The sequence below is a fragment of the Pseudomonas cichorii genome (assembly GCF_019719005.1).
In the GTDB taxonomy this organism is placed as follows: Bacteria; Pseudomonadota; Gammaproteobacteria; order Pseudomonadales; family Pseudomonadaceae; genus Aquipseudomonas; species Aquipseudomonas cichorii_E.
Map to the genome: position 1 here is coordinate 27,115 of NZ_JAIGPJ010000009.1, position 16,354 is coordinate 43,468.

Annotated in this window: 18 protein-coding genes; 10 read left to right on the forward strand and 8 right to left on the reverse strand. The window is 59.2% G+C overall.

What is annotated here, in order from left to right; all coding sequences use genetic code 11:
• Both K5D32_RS25935 and K5D32_RS09295 read left to right on the forward strand, forming a co-directional pair.
• Window positions 1-878: helix-hairpin-helix domain-containing protein (locus K5D32_RS25935; protein ID WP_260407326.1), on the forward strand; the 878-nt coding region annotated here is incomplete at its 5' end.
• A gap of 55 nt (window positions 879-933) precedes the next feature.
• Window positions 934-1,335 (forward strand): DUF1090 domain-containing protein, encoded by a 402-nt coding sequence (locus tag K5D32_RS09295; RefSeq protein ID WP_038399737.1) that lies wholly within the window; start codon window positions 934-936, stop codon window positions 1,333-1,335.
• A gap of 28 nt (window positions 1,336-1,363) precedes the next feature.
• On the opposite strand, the gene K5D32_RS09300 is transcribed toward K5D32_RS09295, so the two are convergent.
• From K5D32_RS09300 to K5D32_RS09310, 3 genes are read right to left on the reverse strand one after another with little or no spacing between them, the layout of a single operon-like run.
• Window positions 1,364-1,813, reverse strand: a complete 450-nt coding sequence (locus K5D32_RS09300; protein WP_221577156.1) for a cytochrome c — start codon at window positions 1,811-1,813, stop codon at window positions 1,364-1,366.
• Between the two features lie 30 nt (window positions 1,814-1,843).
• Window positions 1,844-2,242, reverse strand: coding sequence for an MAPEG family protein (locus tag K5D32_RS09305; RefSeq protein WP_221577045.1), 399 nt, complete (start codon window positions 2,240-2,242; stop codon window positions 1,844-1,846).
• Window positions 2,243-2,251: 9 nt separating this feature from the next.
• Window positions 2,252-3,091 carry a DMT family transporter gene (locus K5D32_RS09310; protein WP_221577046.1) on the reverse strand — a complete coding sequence of 280 codons (840 nt, stop codon included), beginning with the start codon at window positions 3,089-3,091 and terminating at the stop codon, window positions 2,252-2,254.
• A gap of 152 nt (window positions 3,092-3,243) precedes the next feature.
• Here K5D32_RS09310 and K5D32_RS09315 point away from each other — a divergent pair, with 152 nt between their 5' ends.
• The 7 genes from K5D32_RS09315 (at window position 3,244) to K5D32_RS09345 (ending at window position 10,319) form a co-directional block, all read left to right on the forward strand.
• Window positions 3,244-4,065: a DeoR/GlpR family DNA-binding transcription regulator gene (locus tag K5D32_RS09315; RefSeq protein WP_221593190.1), complete on the forward strand. Its 822-nt coding sequence runs from the start codon at window positions 3,244-3,246 to the stop codon at window positions 4,063-4,065.
• 149 nt (window positions 4,066-4,214) lie between these two features.
• Window positions 4,215-4,733 carry an RNA polymerase sigma factor gene (locus K5D32_RS09320; RefSeq protein ID WP_221577048.1) on the forward strand — a complete coding sequence of 173 codons (519 nt, stop codon included), beginning with the start codon at window positions 4,215-4,217 and terminating at the stop codon, window positions 4,731-4,733.
• Window positions 4,730-5,728, forward strand: coding sequence for a FecR domain-containing protein (locus K5D32_RS09325; protein WP_221599990.1), 999 nt, complete (start codon window positions 4,730-4,732; stop codon window positions 5,726-5,728). Before K5D32_RS09320 ends, K5D32_RS09325 begins: the two co-directional genes overlap by 4 nt.
• An 88-nt stretch (window positions 5,729-5,816) precedes the next feature.
• Window positions 5,817-8,234: a TonB-dependent siderophore receptor gene (locus tag K5D32_RS09330; RefSeq protein WP_221599992.1), complete on the forward strand. Its 2,418-nt coding sequence runs from the start codon at window positions 5,817-5,819 to the stop codon at window positions 8,232-8,234.
• Window positions 8,235-8,295: 61 nt separating this feature from the next.
• Entirely contained in the window at window positions 8,296-9,402 is a 1,107-nt protein-coding gene (locus tag K5D32_RS09335; protein WP_221577051.1) for a PepSY domain-containing protein, read from the forward strand.
• Window positions 9,399-9,566 (forward strand): hypothetical protein, encoded by a 168-nt coding sequence (locus tag K5D32_RS09340; protein ID WP_038399736.1) that lies wholly within the window; start codon window positions 9,399-9,401, stop codon window positions 9,564-9,566. Before K5D32_RS09335 ends, K5D32_RS09340 begins: the two co-directional genes overlap by 4 nt.
• 123 nt (window positions 9,567-9,689) lie before the next feature.
• On the forward strand, window positions 9,690-10,319 hold the full coding sequence (locus tag K5D32_RS09345; RefSeq protein ID WP_198724271.1) for a glutathione S-transferase family protein: 630 nt from the start codon (window positions 9,690-9,692) through the stop codon (window positions 10,317-10,319).
• A gap of 121 nt (window positions 10,320-10,440) precedes the next feature.
• Here the strand turns inward: K5D32_RS09345 and creD are convergent, their stop codons facing one another.
• From creD to K5D32_RS09365, 4 genes are all read right to left on the reverse strand, one after another.
• The gene (creD, locus tag K5D32_RS09350) at window positions 10,441-11,805 is read right to left on the reverse strand and encodes a cell envelope integrity protein CreD (RefSeq protein ID WP_221599994.1); all 1,365 of its coding nucleotides are present in this window, start codon (window positions 11,803-11,805) and stop codon (window positions 10,441-10,443) included.
• A 101-nt stretch (window positions 11,806-11,906) separates the two neighbouring features.
• Window positions 11,907-13,322, reverse strand: coding sequence for a two-component system sensor histidine kinase CreC (creC, locus tag K5D32_RS09355; RefSeq protein ID WP_221599996.1), 1,416 nt, complete (start codon window positions 13,320-13,322; stop codon window positions 11,907-11,909).
• Window positions 13,322-14,008, reverse strand: a complete 687-nt coding sequence (creB, locus tag K5D32_RS09360) for a two-component system response regulator CreB (protein ID WP_221599998.1) — start codon at window positions 14,006-14,008, stop codon at window positions 13,322-13,324. The genes creC and creB overlap by 1 nt, the downstream gene beginning before the upstream one ends.
• Before the next feature lie 59 nt (window positions 14,009-14,067).
• Window positions 14,068-14,568, reverse strand: a complete 501-nt coding sequence (locus K5D32_RS09365; RefSeq protein WP_221577056.1) for an ATP-dependent zinc protease — start codon at window positions 14,566-14,568, stop codon at window positions 14,068-14,070.
• 187 nt (window positions 14,569-14,755) lie between these two features.
• Between K5D32_RS09365 and K5D32_RS09370 the strand changes: the two genes are divergently transcribed.
• Window positions 14,756-15,655, forward strand: a complete 900-nt coding sequence (locus K5D32_RS09370; RefSeq protein WP_221600000.1) for an acyltransferase — start codon at window positions 14,756-14,758, stop codon at window positions 15,653-15,655.
• On the opposite strand, the gene K5D32_RS09375 is transcribed toward K5D32_RS09370, so the two are convergent.
• On the reverse strand, window positions 15,635-16,201 hold the full coding sequence (locus K5D32_RS09375; protein ID WP_216704738.1) for a DUF2780 domain-containing protein: 567 nt from the start codon (window positions 16,199-16,201) through the stop codon (window positions 15,635-15,637). The genes K5D32_RS09370 and K5D32_RS09375 overlap by 21 nt on opposite strands.
• Between the last annotated feature and the right edge of the window lie 153 nt (window positions 16,202-16,354).

The following is a 16,354-nucleotide window of genomic DNA, read 5'->3' on the forward strand; positions in this document are numbered from 1 at the left end:
ACCTGTGGCGCCGCCCCGCCCGTCCGTCCCCCATACCCGCGGCGCGCCGGCGGCGGGGGGGGCTACCACCGGCACAACGCTGGCAGGCCAAGGCACCCTACTGGATCGCGGCCTGGAAATACCCCTACGCCCAGGTGCTGGCAGAAGTACGCAAGGTCAACTTCACTATCGGACGCAGTGGCAGGATCACACCGGTGCTGGAGCTAAACCCTGTGCGACTGGATGACCGGACCATCAGCAGGCTCAGCGTCGGTTCACTGCAACGCTGGCAAACGCTGGATATCCGACCCGGCGATCAGGTTTCCCTGAGCCTTGCAGGCCTTACCATTCCACGCCTGGACAAGGTGGTTTCACGCAATAGCGAAAGAATTGTGCTGTCGGTTCCACAACAAAGCGATTTTCATGGTCTGAGTTGCTGGCAGCCGACACCTGGATGTGAAAGTCAGTTCCGGGCAAGACTCGTATGGCTCAGCAGCAAGAAGGGGCTGGCATTACCGGGAGTTGGACCGGGAACCTGGGACAGACTGATCGAAGCCGGCCAAATCAACGGTCTGCTCGACTGGATGACCCTGGATCGTGCGCAGCTTGCTAAAATTCCGGGTTTTGCAGAACGCAGCAGCACTAAACTGTTCGACAGCCTGCAAATGGCTCGTGAAAGGTCGTTTCACACTTGGCTGGTAGCTATCGGTCTGCCTCCGGCAGGCGGGATAAGTCTTGGCATGGAATGGCCCGAACTGGCAGCAAGAAGTGTCGAACAGTGGCAAAGCGTACCCGGTATAGGTCCAGGAAGGGCGGCACGACTCTGGGAGTTTTTTCAGGACCCGCAGGTGCAGGCATTGCGCGAGCAGCTACGGGAGCAAGGTATCGCAGGTTTTTAATATCGTTTTTTCATCGCCCGCGTACCCGGACGTTATGGTTTTTCAAGGAGTTCACATGAAGTTTCTTTCCACACTGATTCTGCTCGGCAGCTTCACGCTGTCAGCGCCCTCGTTACTCGCCGCCGAACAGGCCCCGCCTCCATCGGAGTGTCTGGTCAAGAGCCAGGAGATCAGCAGCAAGATTCAGGAAGCCAAGGCCGATGGCAATAAACGTGAGCAGGCAGGCCTGGAAAAAGCCCTGAGCGAGGTCAACGCCAACTGCACCGAAACATCATTGCTCAAGCAGCGGGAACAGAACGTGCTGGATGCCAAGCGCGAAGTGAGCCGCCGCCAGAACGACCTGAACAAGGCCATGGCCAAGGGCGACCCGGAGAAAATCGACAAGCGCAAAGACAAGCTCGCCGAGTCGCGCAAGCAATTGCAGGAAGCCCAGACCGAGCTGGAAAAAGTCCAGTAGGAACGAATGAATCCGTTCCAACAGGGCTTCAATGATTCCTGAACTCCCGATGACACGCCTGGCACGCGGCCTCGACCTTGTCGACCGCCGGTGTCAGGTTGCTGGCTGAAAACGGCCTGGCTTCAGACACCGTCACCAGTTCACCTGTCGCCGCCTCAAGCGAGCGGGCCATTTCCTGAAAGCGTGCCTGTTGCTGCCAGACCGCATCCGTTGCGCTGGTCCGGTCGGCTTCCTTGACCTGCGGAAAATGCTTCCAGGGGTCATGGGCCAGGCTGTCAAGCCGGATGGCCCCATCGCTGAAACGCTGGCCATCGAAAGCAATGCGCCCGCGCAACATGCCGCCCAGATCCTCGCTGGTCTTGAGCATTTCCTTGAAGATCGTCTTGCGCTGCCCCAACGGTGAATCGGGGTCGACACCGCCGCAGGCGCTCAATGCCAGACAGGACAACAGGACAGCACACAGTCTTTTCAAATCAATGCTCGATACATCAAACAGGTAACGGTGACCTCAGGCAGCCGGGAAGGCGGAAGCACCAAACAATCCGACCACAAGCCCCAACCCGATCAGCCAGACGATGGAACGCATGGTAGCCAGATCGGCAAGGTAGAAGATGATGTAGAGCAAGCGACTGGTAATGAATAGAACAGCCAGCACATCGATAGTGACCAACTGCGCATTACCCGCGATATGAGCAATGATCACGGCAGCCGCGAACGCCGGGGTGATTTCATAGCTGTTCAATTGCGCCGCATGAGCACGCTTGGGAAAGCCCTCCAGATGATCGAGAAAGTTTCGCGGGTCACGGTTATGCCGGGACGTGAATTTGCCACTCCCGTATTTGGCGATGGCCGAACAGACGATCGGCAAAAGAATCGCAACCAACACGCACCAGAATGCAACTGTCATAACCATTTCCTATAGCTTGAACTTCATTAGAAACATGCCGAACAACACCAGCCCGCAAGCCAATAGCCGAGGGCGGCCAAAAGGCTCTTTCAGATAACGCATACCGAACAACACCACCAGCACCACGCTGACCTCGCGCAATGCAGCAGCCTCGGCAACCGATCCCAATTGCATGGCCCAAAGCACCAGCGCATAGCTGAACAGGACACACAGCCCGACACTCAGGCCCAACTGCCACTGCTCACGCCAGAACAACATGAAGACCGGGCGCTTGTGACAGACCGCAAGTAACGGAAAAGGCCAGGCGCTGATCAGCGTCAGCCAGACCAGATAGTCCAGCGGATGCGCCCCAAGCCGGATGGCTTGCCCGTCGATCCAAGTGTAGCTACCGATGCATACGCCAATCATGCCCACCACAGGCAACATCGACCACGGCAGACGAGCACCGCCGCCACCCTGCCAAAGCAGACAGACCATGCCCAGAGGAATCAGCAAGATCCCGAAAATCTGCTGCCCACTCAATTGCTCGCCCGCAAACACCAGAGTCAGCCCCAGCACCACCAACGGCGAAAGCCCGCGCATCAGCGGATAGACCAGCCCGAGGTCACCGACCCGATAAGCCTTGATCAGTAGATAGCGATAAAGCAGCTCGAAAAGCGCCGAAGCCACCAGCCATGGCCAGACAGATGGCTCAGGTGCCGTGACAAACCCCAGCGCCAAAACTGCACAGAGCAGCGCCACGGCATCCATGCTGGCAATCACCAGCAGCCGTTCGACACTGAATTTGACGAGGGTGTTCCATATTGCATGCAGCACCGCTGCCATCAACACCAGAGCAGTTGCCAGCACTCTTTCTCTCCTTGAAACAATTTTCCGCACCTGAGGGCATGACGCCGAGGATAGTGTATTCGGCAGGTTGCCATAGAGAGAGCTGCTGCGATTGGCTAAGATGCCACGACCGCCGCTTGCCGCTGGCGGGTCATGGATGCACAGGAGTAGGAATGTCCACCGAAGAGGATATCGCCATCGTTGGCGGTACACCGATGATCCCCGATCAGCGCCGCGAGCTGATGCTTCGTCAATTGCGCAAGCACCAGGTACTCAGCGTTCACCAGCTGATGGAGATGTTCGATTGCTCGCACATGACCATCCGCCGCGATATCGCCGTACTGGAACAGGAAGGACGCGCCTATTCGGTGACCGGTGGCGTGCGTATCGCCAGCCAGGTCCACAGCGAACCCAGCCATCAATCCAAGGCTGTCGTGGAGTTGCCCCACAAGCAAGGCATGGCCAGGCTGGCAGCCGGGTTGCTGCATCCGGACATGACCATTTATCTGGACGCCGGCACCAGCACCCTGGAGATCGTGCCGCATATCGTGGCGCTGTCCGGCATGACCGTGGTCACCAATGACTTCGGCATCGTCAACGCCCTGGCCGATGCCGCTCATGTGGATGTCATCCATACCGGCGGCCTGCTCGACCACCCCAACCGCTCCAGCGTGGGCGGCCTGGCTGCAGCGACATTGCGCCAACTGGCCACGGATGTGGCGTTCCTGTCCACCAGCTCATGGGACCTGCAACGGGGCACCACCACACCTTCGGCGCTGAAAGTCGAAGTCAAACAGGCGGCCATGCAGTCGGCATCACAGACCGTGCTGATCGCCACCAGCTCAAAATACGGCACCTTCGGCATGTACAAGGTTTCGGCCCTTGAACAGTTCGACACCATCATCACCGATGCCGCGCTGGCAGAAGCTGCGGCCGATAGTATTCGCAAGCACCGTATCGAGCTGTTGCTGGCACCGGTCGGTAACAAGCGCTGACTGATTTCGCGAATGAATTCGCTACAGGGGTGGTGTGAACTCATTCGCGAACCGCTCATTCCGATAAGCGTCAATTGCCAGCATCCACGCGCTCTGACAGAATCGCGAATCGTTCTCGTTATTTAACACATTTCCATTCGAGGCCATTCGTGTCGTCAGCCCCAAGCACTCATAACGAGATCGTTGGCGTGTTGTATCGCGACCACCGCAGCTGGCTGCTGGCCTGGCTTCGACGCAATGTGGCCTGCCCGCAGCGGGCCGAAGACCTGAGTCAGGACACTTTCGTACGCCTGCTCGGGCGTGACGAACTCAAAGCCCCGAATGAACCCCGTGCGTTTCTGGCCGCCGTCGCCAAAGGCCTGTTGTTCGATTATTTCCGCCGCGCAGCGCTGGAACAGGCTTATCTCAACGAGCTGATGCTGATCCCGGAAGCCGAACACCCTTCCCCGCAGGATCAACTACTGATCCTTGAAGACCTCAAGGCCATCGACCGGATGCTGGGCAAGCTGTCGAGCAAAGCCCGGGCGGCGTTTCTGTATAACCGGCTGGACGGCCTGAGCCATGGCGAAATCGCCGAGCGGCTGGGCGTTTCGGTTTCACGGGTGCGGCAATACCTGGCCCAGGCCATGCGCCAGTGCTACATCGCCCTTTACGGCGAGCCGACATGAAATTCGCAGGTTCCAGACCCGTTTCCTCGCAAGTGCTGGACGCCGCCATTGCGTGGCAACTGTGCCTGGACTCCGGCGACGGGATCGAGCAGGACGAGTTCAGCAAATGGCTGACCGCCAATGAAGAGCATGCAAGGGCCTGGAAGCAGTTGGGCATGCTCAACCAGCGCTTCGCCATTCCCGCAGGTCCCGCACGCAAGGCCTTGCAACAATCACCCGGCACCCTTCGCCGTCGCGTACGCAAATTGGGCGGAGGGCTGGCCGGAGTATTGCTGAGCTGTGGGCTGGCGTTGTTCATGAGCGAGCGCTACCTGCCGCTGGATTACTGGCTCGCCGATCAGCGCACCGCCACCGGCGAACAACGGGACATTCGTCTGGCGGACAACACCCTGATTCGTCTCAATACCCACAGCGCAATCGATGTTCACTATGACGCGAAACAGCGTCGGGTCGTGCTGCAGGATGGCGAAATACTGGTGGAAACCGGCAACCATGACGATCCACGTCCTTTCATCGTCGAAACCAGCGACGGCAAGATGCGCGCTCTGGGCACTCGCTTCCTCGTCAGGCGCGAAACCGATGGCACGCGCCTGAGCGTGCTGCAATCAGCGGTTGCGGCCAACCCTCGTGACAACGGCAACGAGCAGGTTTTGCGCGAGGGCCAACAAGTCCTGCTGACGGCCAACGGGCTCGGCCCTCTACTGAGCCTGCCTTCAGGCGCCGATGCCTGGACCCGCGGCATGCTGGTGATGGACAACGCCCGCCTGGGCGACATGCTTGACGAACTGAGCCGCTACCGGGTCGGTTATCTGGGTGTGTCACCTCAGGTCGCAGACCTGCGGATTACCGGCAGCTTCCCGCTGGGCAATACCGATCTGGCCCTCAAGGCCTTGATGCCGACCTTGCCGGTGCAGATCGAACAGCACACGCCATGGTGGGTGAAAGTCCAGGCACGGACCGGGCAAAACGACGGCTCATCGCCCGAAAAACCCTGAGCCCGGAATATTTTCACCAGCAGCCCTGTCACTTTTTCAGACTCGTGCGGCAGATAGGCAATAGATACCGTTTGCCCTGGAGCCTTGTATGTCTCGCCCGCTTGAAACCCTTATGCGTCCCAGCCTGCTGGCATTGGCAATCGCCCTCGGCGCACCGCTGGTGAGCACCGCGCCGATTGCCGCCGAACAGGCTTCAAGCGTTCGCGCCTACAACCTGCCCGCCGCCGCGCTGTCCACCACGCTGAATCAGATTGCCAGTCAGGCAGGCCTGGCCCTGGCAATCAACCCATCGCTGGTCAGCGGTCGCACGTCAGCACCGGTGCAAGGTCAGTTCGAGGCCACTGCGGCCATGCGTCAGGCCTTGCGTGGCACAGGTCTGCAACTGGTGCAGAGCAGCGCAGGCACTTACAGCCTGGAAGCCGCACCGGAAGGGACGCTGGCCTTGCCGGAAACCACCATTCAGGGCTCGCAGGGTGACAATGAAACCGCATGGGGCCCTGTCACGGGTTATACCGCGACCCGCACGGCGGCTGGCAGCAAGACCGATACGCCTATCGTGGAAGCGCCGCGCTCGATCTCGGTCGTGACCCGCCAGCAGATGGATGATCGCTCCGTACTCAACCTCAATGATGCCTTGCGCTATACCGCTGGCGTCGTCAGCAGCGGTTATGGCTCCGACTCGCGCAATGACTGGCTGCGGATTCGCGGCTTTGTCCCGACCCAGTTCCTCGACGGCCTGCCCATGCCGGTCGGCTCCTATGCCAACCCCAAGCCCGAGCCATGGAACCTTGAGCGCATCGCGGTCCTGCGCGGCCCGTCGTCCTCGGTCTACGGCCAGACACCTCCAGGCGGCATGCTCGACATGGTCAGCCGTCGCCCGCAGGCCGAAAGCAGCAACGAAGTCGGCCTGCAGGTCGGCAATAACGAACACAAGCAGATCAATTTCGACAGCACCGGCAAGATCGACGAGGATGGCCAGTTTCTGTATCGCGTCAGCGGTGTCGTGCGTGACAGCGGCTCGGCCATCGACCACATCCCGGACAAGCGCTACAACATTGCGCCCAGCGTGACCTGGAATATCGATGACGACACACACCTGACATTCATCTCACAGTACACCCGCGACGATACCGGGATTACCGGTCAGTTCCTGCCCTTGCAGGGTACAAAGCTGGATTCGGCGGCCGGCAGGATTTCCCATCACAAGAACCTGGGTGATCCGGACTGGGAATTCTACGACCGCACCTATTACGCACTGGGCTACGCATTCGATCATCGCCTGAACGATGTCTGGCAGTTCCGCCAGAACCTGCGCTACACCAAGAGCGATCTGTCGTTCCAGGCCCTGAGCGTCAACAATGGTCCGACCGCCGTCGATGCGGACGGCAACATCGGGCGCACCACAGGCGTGGTCAACGAAGACATCAGCCAGTTTGCCGTGGACAACAACTTCCAGGCCGACTTCCAGACCGGTGCCTTGAGCCACACCGTCTTGCTGGGCCTGGACCATCAGCGCTCCAATACCAATTACCAGTGGCTGTATGGCTTTGGCAACGTGCCGGGCACCAACGTCAATCGTCCGGTGTACGGCGCTGACTTCTCCAACGTGCTCTACTCGTCACTGTACGACTACAACCAGAAAACCCAGCAGACCGGCCTCTATGCACAGGACCAGATCTCTCTGGACAAGTGGCGCCTGACCCTGGGCGGACGTGAAGACTGGATTCATACCGGCACGAAGTTCTATAACAACAACGACGTGACCAGCACCCAGCGCGACAGCAACTTCAGCGCCAACGCTGGCTTGAGCTATGTCTTCGATAACGGCTTCACGCCGTACATTTCCTATACCGAGTCATTCCAGCCAGCCTCCGGCGCAGGCGTCAGTGCGACTGAATCGTTCAAGCCGACCGAGGGCCGTCAGTACGAAGCCGGCCTGAAGTACCAGCCGGTCGGTTCCAAGACCCTGCTGACTGCGGCAGTGTTCGATCTGCACCAGAAGAACGTGTCGATCACTGAAAACAGCATCACCAGCCAGATTGGCGAGATCAAGGTCCGTGGCCTGGAGCTTGAAGCCACTTCGGACGTGACTGACAACCTGAAACTGATCAGCTCCTACACCTACACCGACAGCGAAATCCTCAAGGGCGACGACAAAGGCAGCCGCGTCCCGCAAGTTCCGCGCAACCAAGCCACCGCCTGGGCTGACTACACCTGGCACAACGGCACACTCGACGGCTTCGGTGTCGGTGCAGGCGTGCGTTATGTCGGTGACACTTACGGCAACCAGAGCAACACCGCTCTAGGCCATGTAGGCTCCTACACCGTGTACGATGCCTCGGTGCATTACGATCTGGGCCGTCTGGCCAGCAGCCTTAAAGGCGCTTCGGTGGCAGTGGATGCCAAGAACATTTTCAACAAGGATTACCTGGCTACCTGCGATGGTTTCTGGTGCTACTACGGCGATCAGCGCAACGTCGTCGCCAGCGTCAATTACAAGTGGTGATTTAACACCTGTACCAAAAGCCCTCTGATCGTCAGAGGGCTTTTTGCTTTTGGAACATTCAATGAAAAGCCAAACCGTGCGCCGCTGGTCCATCGTCCATACCTGGAGCAGCCTGATCTGCACGCTGTTCCTGCTGATGCTGGCAATAACCGGCCTGCCACTGATCTTTCATCACGAGATCGATCACCTGCTGGGCGATGCGCCGCACTATCGGGAAATGCCCGCCGACACACCACGCCTGAACCTTGAACAGTTGGTTGAGGCCGCCGAGGCTCATCGCCCCGGTGAAGTGCTGCAATATTTCGGCTGGGACGAAGACGATCCCAATGGCGTCATGGCGATCACCGCGGCGACAGCTGGCACCGAGCCCAACTCATCCCACACTTTCGCGCTGGATGCGCGTACCGGTGAAGCTCAGGAAATGCCGTCGGCAAACGGCGGCTTCATGATGGTCATGCTGCGCCTCCATGTGGACATGTATGCCGAACTGCCGGGCAAACTGTTGCTGGCGTTCATGGGCCTGCTATTTGTGGTCGCGATTGTTTCCGGGACCGTGTTGTATGCGCCCTTCATGCGCAAGCTTGAGTTCGGCACCGTGCGCGCCAGCAAATCCACCCGCACCCGCTGGCTGGACCTGCATAACCTGATCGGCGTCGTCACACTGACCTGGGCGCTGGTGGTGGGTGTGACCGGAGTGATCAGTGCCTGCGCCGATCTGCTGATTGCCTCGTGGCGCAACGACGCGCTGGCCACCATGATCGAGCCATATCGCGATGCGCCGCCACTGCTCCAGCGAGCGCCTGCCACAAACCTGCTGGACATCGCCGAAGCCGCCGCGCCGGGCATGGAACCGGACTTCATCGCCTTCCCCGGCACGCGCTTTTCCAGCGAGCACCATTACGCCGTGTTTCTCAAAGGCAATACGCACCTGACGGCTCACCTGGCGACGCCGGTCTTGATCGATGCGCAAACCCTGAAAGTCACGGCCATCGTCGGACGGCCCTGGTACATGGATGCTCTGGGCATGTCGCAACCGCTGCATTTCGGTGACTACGGCGGCATGCCGATGAAAATCCTGTGGGCGGTGCTGGATGTACTGACCATCATCGTGCTGGGCAGCGGGCTTTATCTATGGTGGGTAAGGCGTCGAACGCAGGTGAAACCATGAAAAAGGGCTCGACCTTTGCCGTGCCCGGTCTGGTTGGCGCGCTGACAGGCGCGGGCTTGTTCATGGCCCTGCTGGGAGATGGCTGGTGGGATACCCTGGCCTGGGTCGGGATGGGTATTGCAGCGGGGTTGAGTATTCGGGGTTTGATGAAACGTCGGGGGTGATCTTTTTCGCGAATGGATTCGCTCCTTCGCCGCGGTGTAGGAGTGAATTGATTCGCGGAAAACGGATTGCAGACCGACAACCCGCTGACTAATCTATGAATCTGTACCTGCCGAGGAACATTCATGTCAGCACCGACCATGACGCTGTATTCCAACCCCGCCTCTCCTTTCGCCCGCAAGGTGGTTGTCCTGCTGCATGAAACCGGGCAGCTCGACCGGGTGCAGTTGCAGACGACACTGCTCACACCGGTCAATCCTTCTGCCGAACTCAATGATGACAATCCCGCTGGCAAGATCCCGGCTTTGCGCCTGGCTGACGGCAATATCATTCATGACAGCCGGGTGATCCTCGACTATCTGGACCACCAGCACGTAGGCAACCCGCTGATCCCTCGTGAAGGCTCGGCGCGCTGGAGGCGTCTGACCCTGGCTTCCCTGGCCGATGCCCTGATGGACGCCGCCCTGCTGATCCGTTACGAAACCGCGCTGCGCCCCCAGGAAAAGCACTGGGACCAGTGGCTCGATAATCAGCAGGAAAAGATCGAGCGCGCCCTGAGCTATTTCGAACAGGATGCAATCACCGAACTCAGCTCATCCTTCGATGTAGCCTCCATCAGCGTGGCCGCCGCCCTTGGCTATCTGGACTTCCGTCAGCCGGACCTGCGCTGGCGCAGCAGCTACCCGCGACTGGCCAACTGGTACGCCGACGTCAGCCAGCGACCCTCGATGCTGGCGACCCAGCCGTTCGTTTGAGTGATCGACCGCCCGTTCGCCTGACGCACAGCGTCGGGCCGAACCGGCGTTGGCGAACAGACGCCTGATTCCGTCTATCAACTGCCTTGCCTGCACCTGCTCTTCCCGCAACCCGAGCCAGTTACTCATGCTCGACCTCCTGAACCTTCGCCGACTTGCCCACCGAGATACCGTACCAGTCGAGCTTGCGGGTCAGGACCATGAACACACCCAACAGACCGAACAAAAGCAGCGCGCCCATCAGCAACGCGTAGTCTTCAGCGCTGAGCAGCCCGTAGAGCAAGCCATACAAGGCCGTCAGCCCGGCGGCGAAACCCAGACCATGCAACACGCTGCCCAACACGTAACAGACATAGAAGCCGATCAGCAACACGCAGGCCACGGCCGACACCAGATAGGCAATTGCAAACCCAATGTGCTCGGACAGTGAAAGCAACAACAGGAAGAACAACGCCAGCGCCGCGCCCACCAGAGCGTATTGAATCGGGTGTACTGCCATGCTCTTGAGCACTTCGAAAAGAAAGAAGCCGGCAAAGGTCAAGGCAATGAATAACAGCGCATATTTGATCGCCCGATCACTCTTGAGGTATTGATCCACAGGCTCGATAAAGCTGACACCGAAGCTGCGGCTTTTGAATTCCTGGCACTTGTTTGCCTGCTGGCAGCGGCTCAGAGCATCTTCCAGGTTGGTGGAGAAGAACGACGTCTGCCAGTTGGCACTGAAACCTTCTGCAGAAATCTCCCGGCGGGACGGCAGGTAGTTGCCGATGAAGCTTGGATGCGGCCAGTCGGCAGCCAGTTTTACCGCGCTGGATTTGCCCACGGGGATCACCTTGAATTGCCCGGTGCCTTGCAGGCGCAGATCGAAAGCGAACGTCAGGCTGACCTGCTCTCTGCCATCCTGCATCGGCAGGCTGACGCTGACACCCTCGCCCAGCCAGCCCAGCCGTGTACCAGGAACGAAATCCAGCGTCTGGCCTTCCAGTTGCAGTTTCATGGCGCTTTCTATGCCACGCACATCGCTGATGCCAACGGCCAGAAACGGTCGCTCGAACTCGTAATCGGCCAGGTTCTCGGTGATCCCGAAGTTCTCCGGCAGCACAAAATGGCCACTGACGTGATTGTCGGCATGGTAGAGACGGGCTTCGTAGATACCCCGCGAACGCAACTCTGTCTGGACCTTGCCATCGAGTTCGAAGCGTTCCGGCAAAAAATACAGGTAGCCCTTTTCCTGTGCAGGCTCCAGATAGGACTCGTTGGTCTGCGCATTGGTCTTCCAGACCCGCACCGCCTTGCGATACGGCACCGCCATGACCGGCCCGCTCAACTGCTGGCTGAGGCTTGAACTGCTGGCGATATTCTCCAGCACCGCATCGCGTTGTGTCTGCCGGTCCGTAATCAGGTTCCCGATCATCATCAACGGAATCAACAACAGAATGATCAGCGCTGAGATCATTCCCAGTTTTGTGGCCAGACTTCGGTTCATGGAGCTCTCCCTGTTTTCGATAGGGAAAGTCTGGAGCCGCTATGTGGAGCGATGATGGGGAGCGTGTGGAGATTGTGTGTTGTCAGCAGCAAAAAGGCCGATTACAGCAACAGGGTCACCCGCACTCCGCCTTCGACATTACCCACCTGCAGTTCGCCGCCATGCAATTGCACGACTTCTTCGACGAAGTTGAGCCCCAGCCCGGTGCTCTTGCGACCGCTGTGGGGGCGGGGCAAGGAGTAGAAGCGCTCGCAGAGGCGCGGCAAGGCGTAATCGGGAATGGGCGCGGCGGTATTGAAGAGCGTGAAGCGAACTCGCTCACCCACCCGTTCGGCCGCCAGACGCAAGGTCCCGCCGCTAGGGGTGAAGTCCAGGGCGTTGTCCAGCAGGTTGGCCAGTGCCTGACGCAACAGGAAGCGCTCGCCCGACAGATACAGGTCGGTGTCGATCAATTGCTCGATCTGCAAATCCTGGCGCTCGGTGCGAACGCCACGCTCACCCAGCAGTTCATCGACCAGCTCGGCCAGAGGCACAGCCACTCTTTCTTCCAGCCCCTGACGCTGCTCGACCATGGCCAGGTTCAGCAGGCGTTCGATCAGTTGCTGCATGCGCTCGCTTTCGCCATCGATATTGCTGACGAAGCGCTGGCGCTGCTCGGCAGGCATTTCATCCTGCAATAACTCGGCAGCACCGCGAATCGCTGCCAGCGGGCTTTTCAGTTCGTGGGTCAGGGTATGCACATAGCGCTCGACATAGGCTTTGCCTTCCAGTTGAGTGCGCATGTGTTCCACCGCTGCCGACAACTGCTCCAGCTCGCCACCGCGATAATGCGGCAGTTCGGCGCGACGCCCTTCGCTGACCGCCTGGGCGTAGCCAGTCAGGCGACGCAATGCCGAGCTGAGCCACCAGGAAAACAGTGCGCCCAGCAGCAAACCCAAGACAATCAGGCCAGAGCCGTACCACAGCAGGCGACGCTCGGCCCGGTCCACATAGGGCTGTAACGAACTGTTGGGTTTGGAGACGGTAACCACGCCGATGATCGTGTCGTTGTCGCGAATCGGCGCACCGACATACATCACGGACGAATTGGTGTCCTGAGGATCACTGCGGGTCGAGCGAGCACCGTATTCACCGCGCAAGGTCAGATAGACGTCGTTCCAGCGCGAGTAATCCTGACCCGTCGCTTCGCCGATGGAATCGAACAGCACGATGCCTTTGGCGTCGGTGACGTAGATGCGGTTATTGACCTGAGTCTTGGGCAAACCCCAGATTTTCGCGGCTGGCTGGCGCAGGCCATAAGCCTTGAGCGCATCGGGAAAACGGCTCTGGTTCAAGGTGCCGTGGCTGACATCGCTCTGGAGGATTTCAGCCAGCAGGTTGGCCGTGTCCACCAGGGTTTCTTCGGTGGACTGACGCACGCCGGGGCGCACTTCTTTCATGACCGTGCTGAGCACGAAGTAACCGGTCAGGGCGATGAACACCGCATAGACCAGGAAAATCCGGATACTCAGGGACATCAGCTATGGCTCGGGCTGTAGCTGTAACCGAGGCCGCGATGCGTCTGGATCGGCTCGGCCTCGGCGGCCACAAGCCGCAATTTGGCGCGCAGGCTTTTGATGTGGCTGTCGATATTGCGCTCATAACCGACATCGCACGCTACGCCCATGGCATCGAGCAACTGTTCGCGGCTGAACACTCGCTCGGGCTGCTCCAGCAAGCACTGCAATAAGCGAAATTCATGTCGGGTCAGGCTCAAGGGCTGGCCGCGATAAGTGATCTGGACCCGCTCGCGGTCGATCTGAAACAGCTCGTTGTCGTTACTTGTCGCAGTGGCCGCACGGGGCAGCATGCGCTTGAGAATCGCCCTGACCCGCGCCGCCACTTCACGGGGGCTGAACGGCTTGACCACGTAATCGTCAGCGCCGATTTCCAGGCCCACGACCCGGTCGATCTCGCCATCACGGGCACTGAGGAACATGACCGGCACATCGCTGAAGCGCCGCAATTGCTTGCAGGCCTCGAAACCGGTGATGTCCGGCAAGCCGATGTCGAGAATGATCAGGTCAGCCGGTGTGCGGCGTTGATGCTCGACCGCCGCCTGACCGAGGCCCAGCCAGGTCGTGGTGAAACCCTCGCCTTGCAGCGCATAGACCAGCGTATCGGCTATCGCGGCCTCGTCTTCGACAATCAAAATATGCGGCATGGCATCCGGGCGCTTGAAGTAAGGGCGCAAGGATTCGCCATTTCAGCCCGTGACGTCAATCAGCAATCGGGCTGGTCGGCGGTATAGCGACGCGCCGGGTTTACTGCGGCATCGAACTCGCGCAGGGCCTTGGCACCAATCAGCAATGGATAGTTGAAGTGGCTGCGGTCCACAAGATTCACTTCGACCGTGCGCTTCTTGTTGCCCAGGCACAGTTCAAGATCAACGACCGGGCGCTTGGCGGAATCGATGGCTTCATCGTCGTCATCGCCCTCGGCGCGGCCCTTGATCGTGCTGATGCGGGAAACCTTGTGCTCGTAGACTTTCTTGTCGGCATCCTTGGTCGCCAGACGGAAACGTACCCAGTCCTCGCCATCACGCTGGAACAACTCGATGTCCTTGGCCGACAGCGATGCGGTCAGTGCTCCGGTGTCCATCTTGGCCTTGAAGGTCTGGCCGATCTCGGCGACCTTGATGTTTTCATAGCGACCATACAGCGTCGGTTCGGCGGCCATGACAGGCAACGCCAGCAGGGACAACAGCGCCAGAATCGGTTTCACGTGGCAGGTTCCTCGCAGGGGGGCAGCGCCTTAATTGACGCCCGGTTTTAGACAGCGAACTTGAAGTTTGTTCGGACAGAATCAGCATAATCGTAAGCGCGTGAAACATTTGTAAGCACCTGTGTAATTGGCGCGGCAAATCAGTGTCTCTATCATTGCCAACCTTGAAGAGACTCAAGAGAACCTTATGCGTCGAGTGCTTTGTGGCTGTTTCGTCACCCTTCTGCTGCTGATCAACACCCTCGTGCTGATCGGCCCGCTATTGGTTTGCGCCCTGCTCAAACTGCTGTTCCAGGGGCATATGCGTGATCACTGCTCAGCGGCGGTGATGTGGTTTGCGGAAACCTGGGCGCATATCAACAAATACATCTTCGGCGCATTCACCCCGACCCGCTGGGAGATTCGCGGCCACGAAGACCTGCGCGGCGATACCTCCTACCTGCTGATCTGCAACCATCAGTCGTGGGTTGATATCCCGGCCCTTGTACAGGCGCTCAACCGTCGTACTCCTTTCTTCAAGTTCTTCCTGAAAAAGGAACTGATCTGGGTGCCGTTTCTGGGGCTGGCCTGGTGGGGACTGGATTACCCGTTCATGAAGCGCTACAGCAAGGCGTTCCTGGCAAAGCACCCGGAACTCAAGGGCAAGGACCTGGAAATCACCAAGGCCGCCTGCGAGCTGTTCAAGCGCCAGCCGGTGACCATCGTCAACTATCTGGAAGGCACACGCTTCACAAAAGCCAAGCATGCGGCACAGGCATCGCCCTACAAGAACCTGCTCAAACCCAAGGCCGGAGGCGTGGCGTTCGTGCTGGCTGCAATGGGTGAACAACTGGATGCGATTCTGGATGTGACGGTGGTGTATCCCGGCTCAAGGATTCCGGGGTTCTGGGACATGCTGTGCGGGCGAGTGCCGAAGGTGATCGTCGACATCAAGACCCGGGAACTGGACCCGGCACTGTGGCAGGGCGACTACGAGAACGATCCGCTGTTTCGCGAGCGGATCCAGAACTGGGTCAACCAGCTCTGGGTCGAAAAGGACGCCCATATCAGCGCCTTGCGTAACGAATCAGCTACCGGCACCCCATAGACCGCTCAGGCTCTGCAATGCGGAGCCGCTGGCGCCTTGCTGGCCGAGGTATTGCAGGATCACCGGCACAAACTGGCTGACCATGCTGCTGTCCATGCCCAGCGCCTTGAATGCGTTGTTCACGTCATCCATGTTCTGCACATTGCCCAACGCACTGCCGAGCGCCGAACTGTTTCCCGATTTGCCGCTGCCGCCCAGCAAGGCACCAAGCCCGCCGTCACCCAGCGTATTCAACGCGGAAAGCCCCGACAGCTGATCAAGCCCCGGAACGGATTTAGTGAGTTGGGAGTAGTCGGGACCGGTGAGTTTGTTCTTCGCCAACCCAAGTAAAGCGCCCGTACCGCCAACAGCCTGTTCGGGGGTGACATTCAGTTGTGTGCCGAGGGTATTGAGCAGACCGGCAGCCTCAGGTGCCGCCGTGGCTTTCTGATTACCGCCTGTGGCGTTGGAAACCGCATTGGCCGCGTCATTCAGATTGAACGCAAAAGCCGGGCTTGCCGCCAGGGCCATCAATGTAGCAAGTGCCATACCGCGAACAGTGTTCATTACAGTCAACCTCTAAAACCGAAACCATCGGTGGATGGTAAAACAGACGGTTTGACTGGAGGATGGAGGGCTTGTTCCCGCCAGAAACAGTTGAATACAGGTTATTTCCTACCCCGTAGGAGCGAATTCATTCGCGAATGAATTCGCTCCCAC

What these genes read in the sequence shown, in the direction of transcription:
- K5D32_RS09295 (WP_038399737.1), top strand. Translation starts at nt 934, where the DNA reads ATGAAGTTTCTTTCCACACTGATTCTGCTCGGCAGCTTCACGCTGTCA.
- K5D32_RS09305 (WP_221577045.1), bottom strand. Translation starts at nt 2,242, where the DNA reads ATGACAGTTGCATTCTGGTGCGTGTTGGTTGCGATTCTTTTGCCGATC.
- K5D32_RS09315 (WP_221593190.1), top strand. Translation starts at nt 3,244, where the DNA reads ATGTCCACCGAAGAGGATATCGCCATCGTTGGCGGTACACCGATGATC.
- K5D32_RS09325 (WP_221599990.1), top strand. Translation starts at nt 4,730, where the DNA reads ATGAAATTCGCAGGTTCCAGACCCGTTTCCTCGCAAGTGCTGGACGCC.
- K5D32_RS09330 (WP_221599992.1), top strand. Translation starts at nt 5,817, where the DNA reads ATGTCTCGCCCGCTTGAAACCCTTATGCGTCCCAGCCTGCTGGCATTG.
- K5D32_RS09335 (WP_221577051.1), top strand. Translation starts at nt 8,296, where the DNA reads ATGAAAAGCCAAACCGTGCGCCGCTGGTCCATCGTCCATACCTGGAGC.
- K5D32_RS09340 (WP_038399736.1), top strand. Translation starts at nt 9,399, where the DNA reads ATGAAAAAGGGCTCGACCTTTGCCGTGCCCGGTCTGGTTGGCGCGCTG.
- K5D32_RS09345 (WP_198724271.1), top strand. Translation starts at nt 9,690, where the DNA reads ATGTCAGCACCGACCATGACGCTGTATTCCAACCCCGCCTCTCCTTTC.
- creD (WP_221599994.1), bottom strand. Translation starts at nt 11,805, where the DNA reads ATGAACCGAAGTCTGGCCACAAAACTGGGAATGATCTCAGCGCTGATC.
- creC (WP_221599996.1), bottom strand. Translation starts at nt 13,322, where the DNA reads ATGTCCCTGAGTATCCGGATTTTCCTGGTCTATGCGGTGTTCATCGCC.
- creB (WP_221599998.1), bottom strand. Translation starts at nt 14,008, where the DNA reads ATGCCGCATATTTTGATTGTCGAAGACGAGGCCGCGATAGCCGATACG.
- K5D32_RS09370 (WP_221600000.1), top strand. Translation starts at nt 14,756, where the DNA reads ATGCGTCGAGTGCTTTGTGGCTGTTTCGTCACCCTTCTGCTGCTGATC.
- K5D32_RS09375 (WP_216704738.1), bottom strand. Translation starts at nt 16,201, where the DNA reads ATGAACACTGTTCGCGGTATGGCACTTGCTACATTGATGGCCCTGGCG.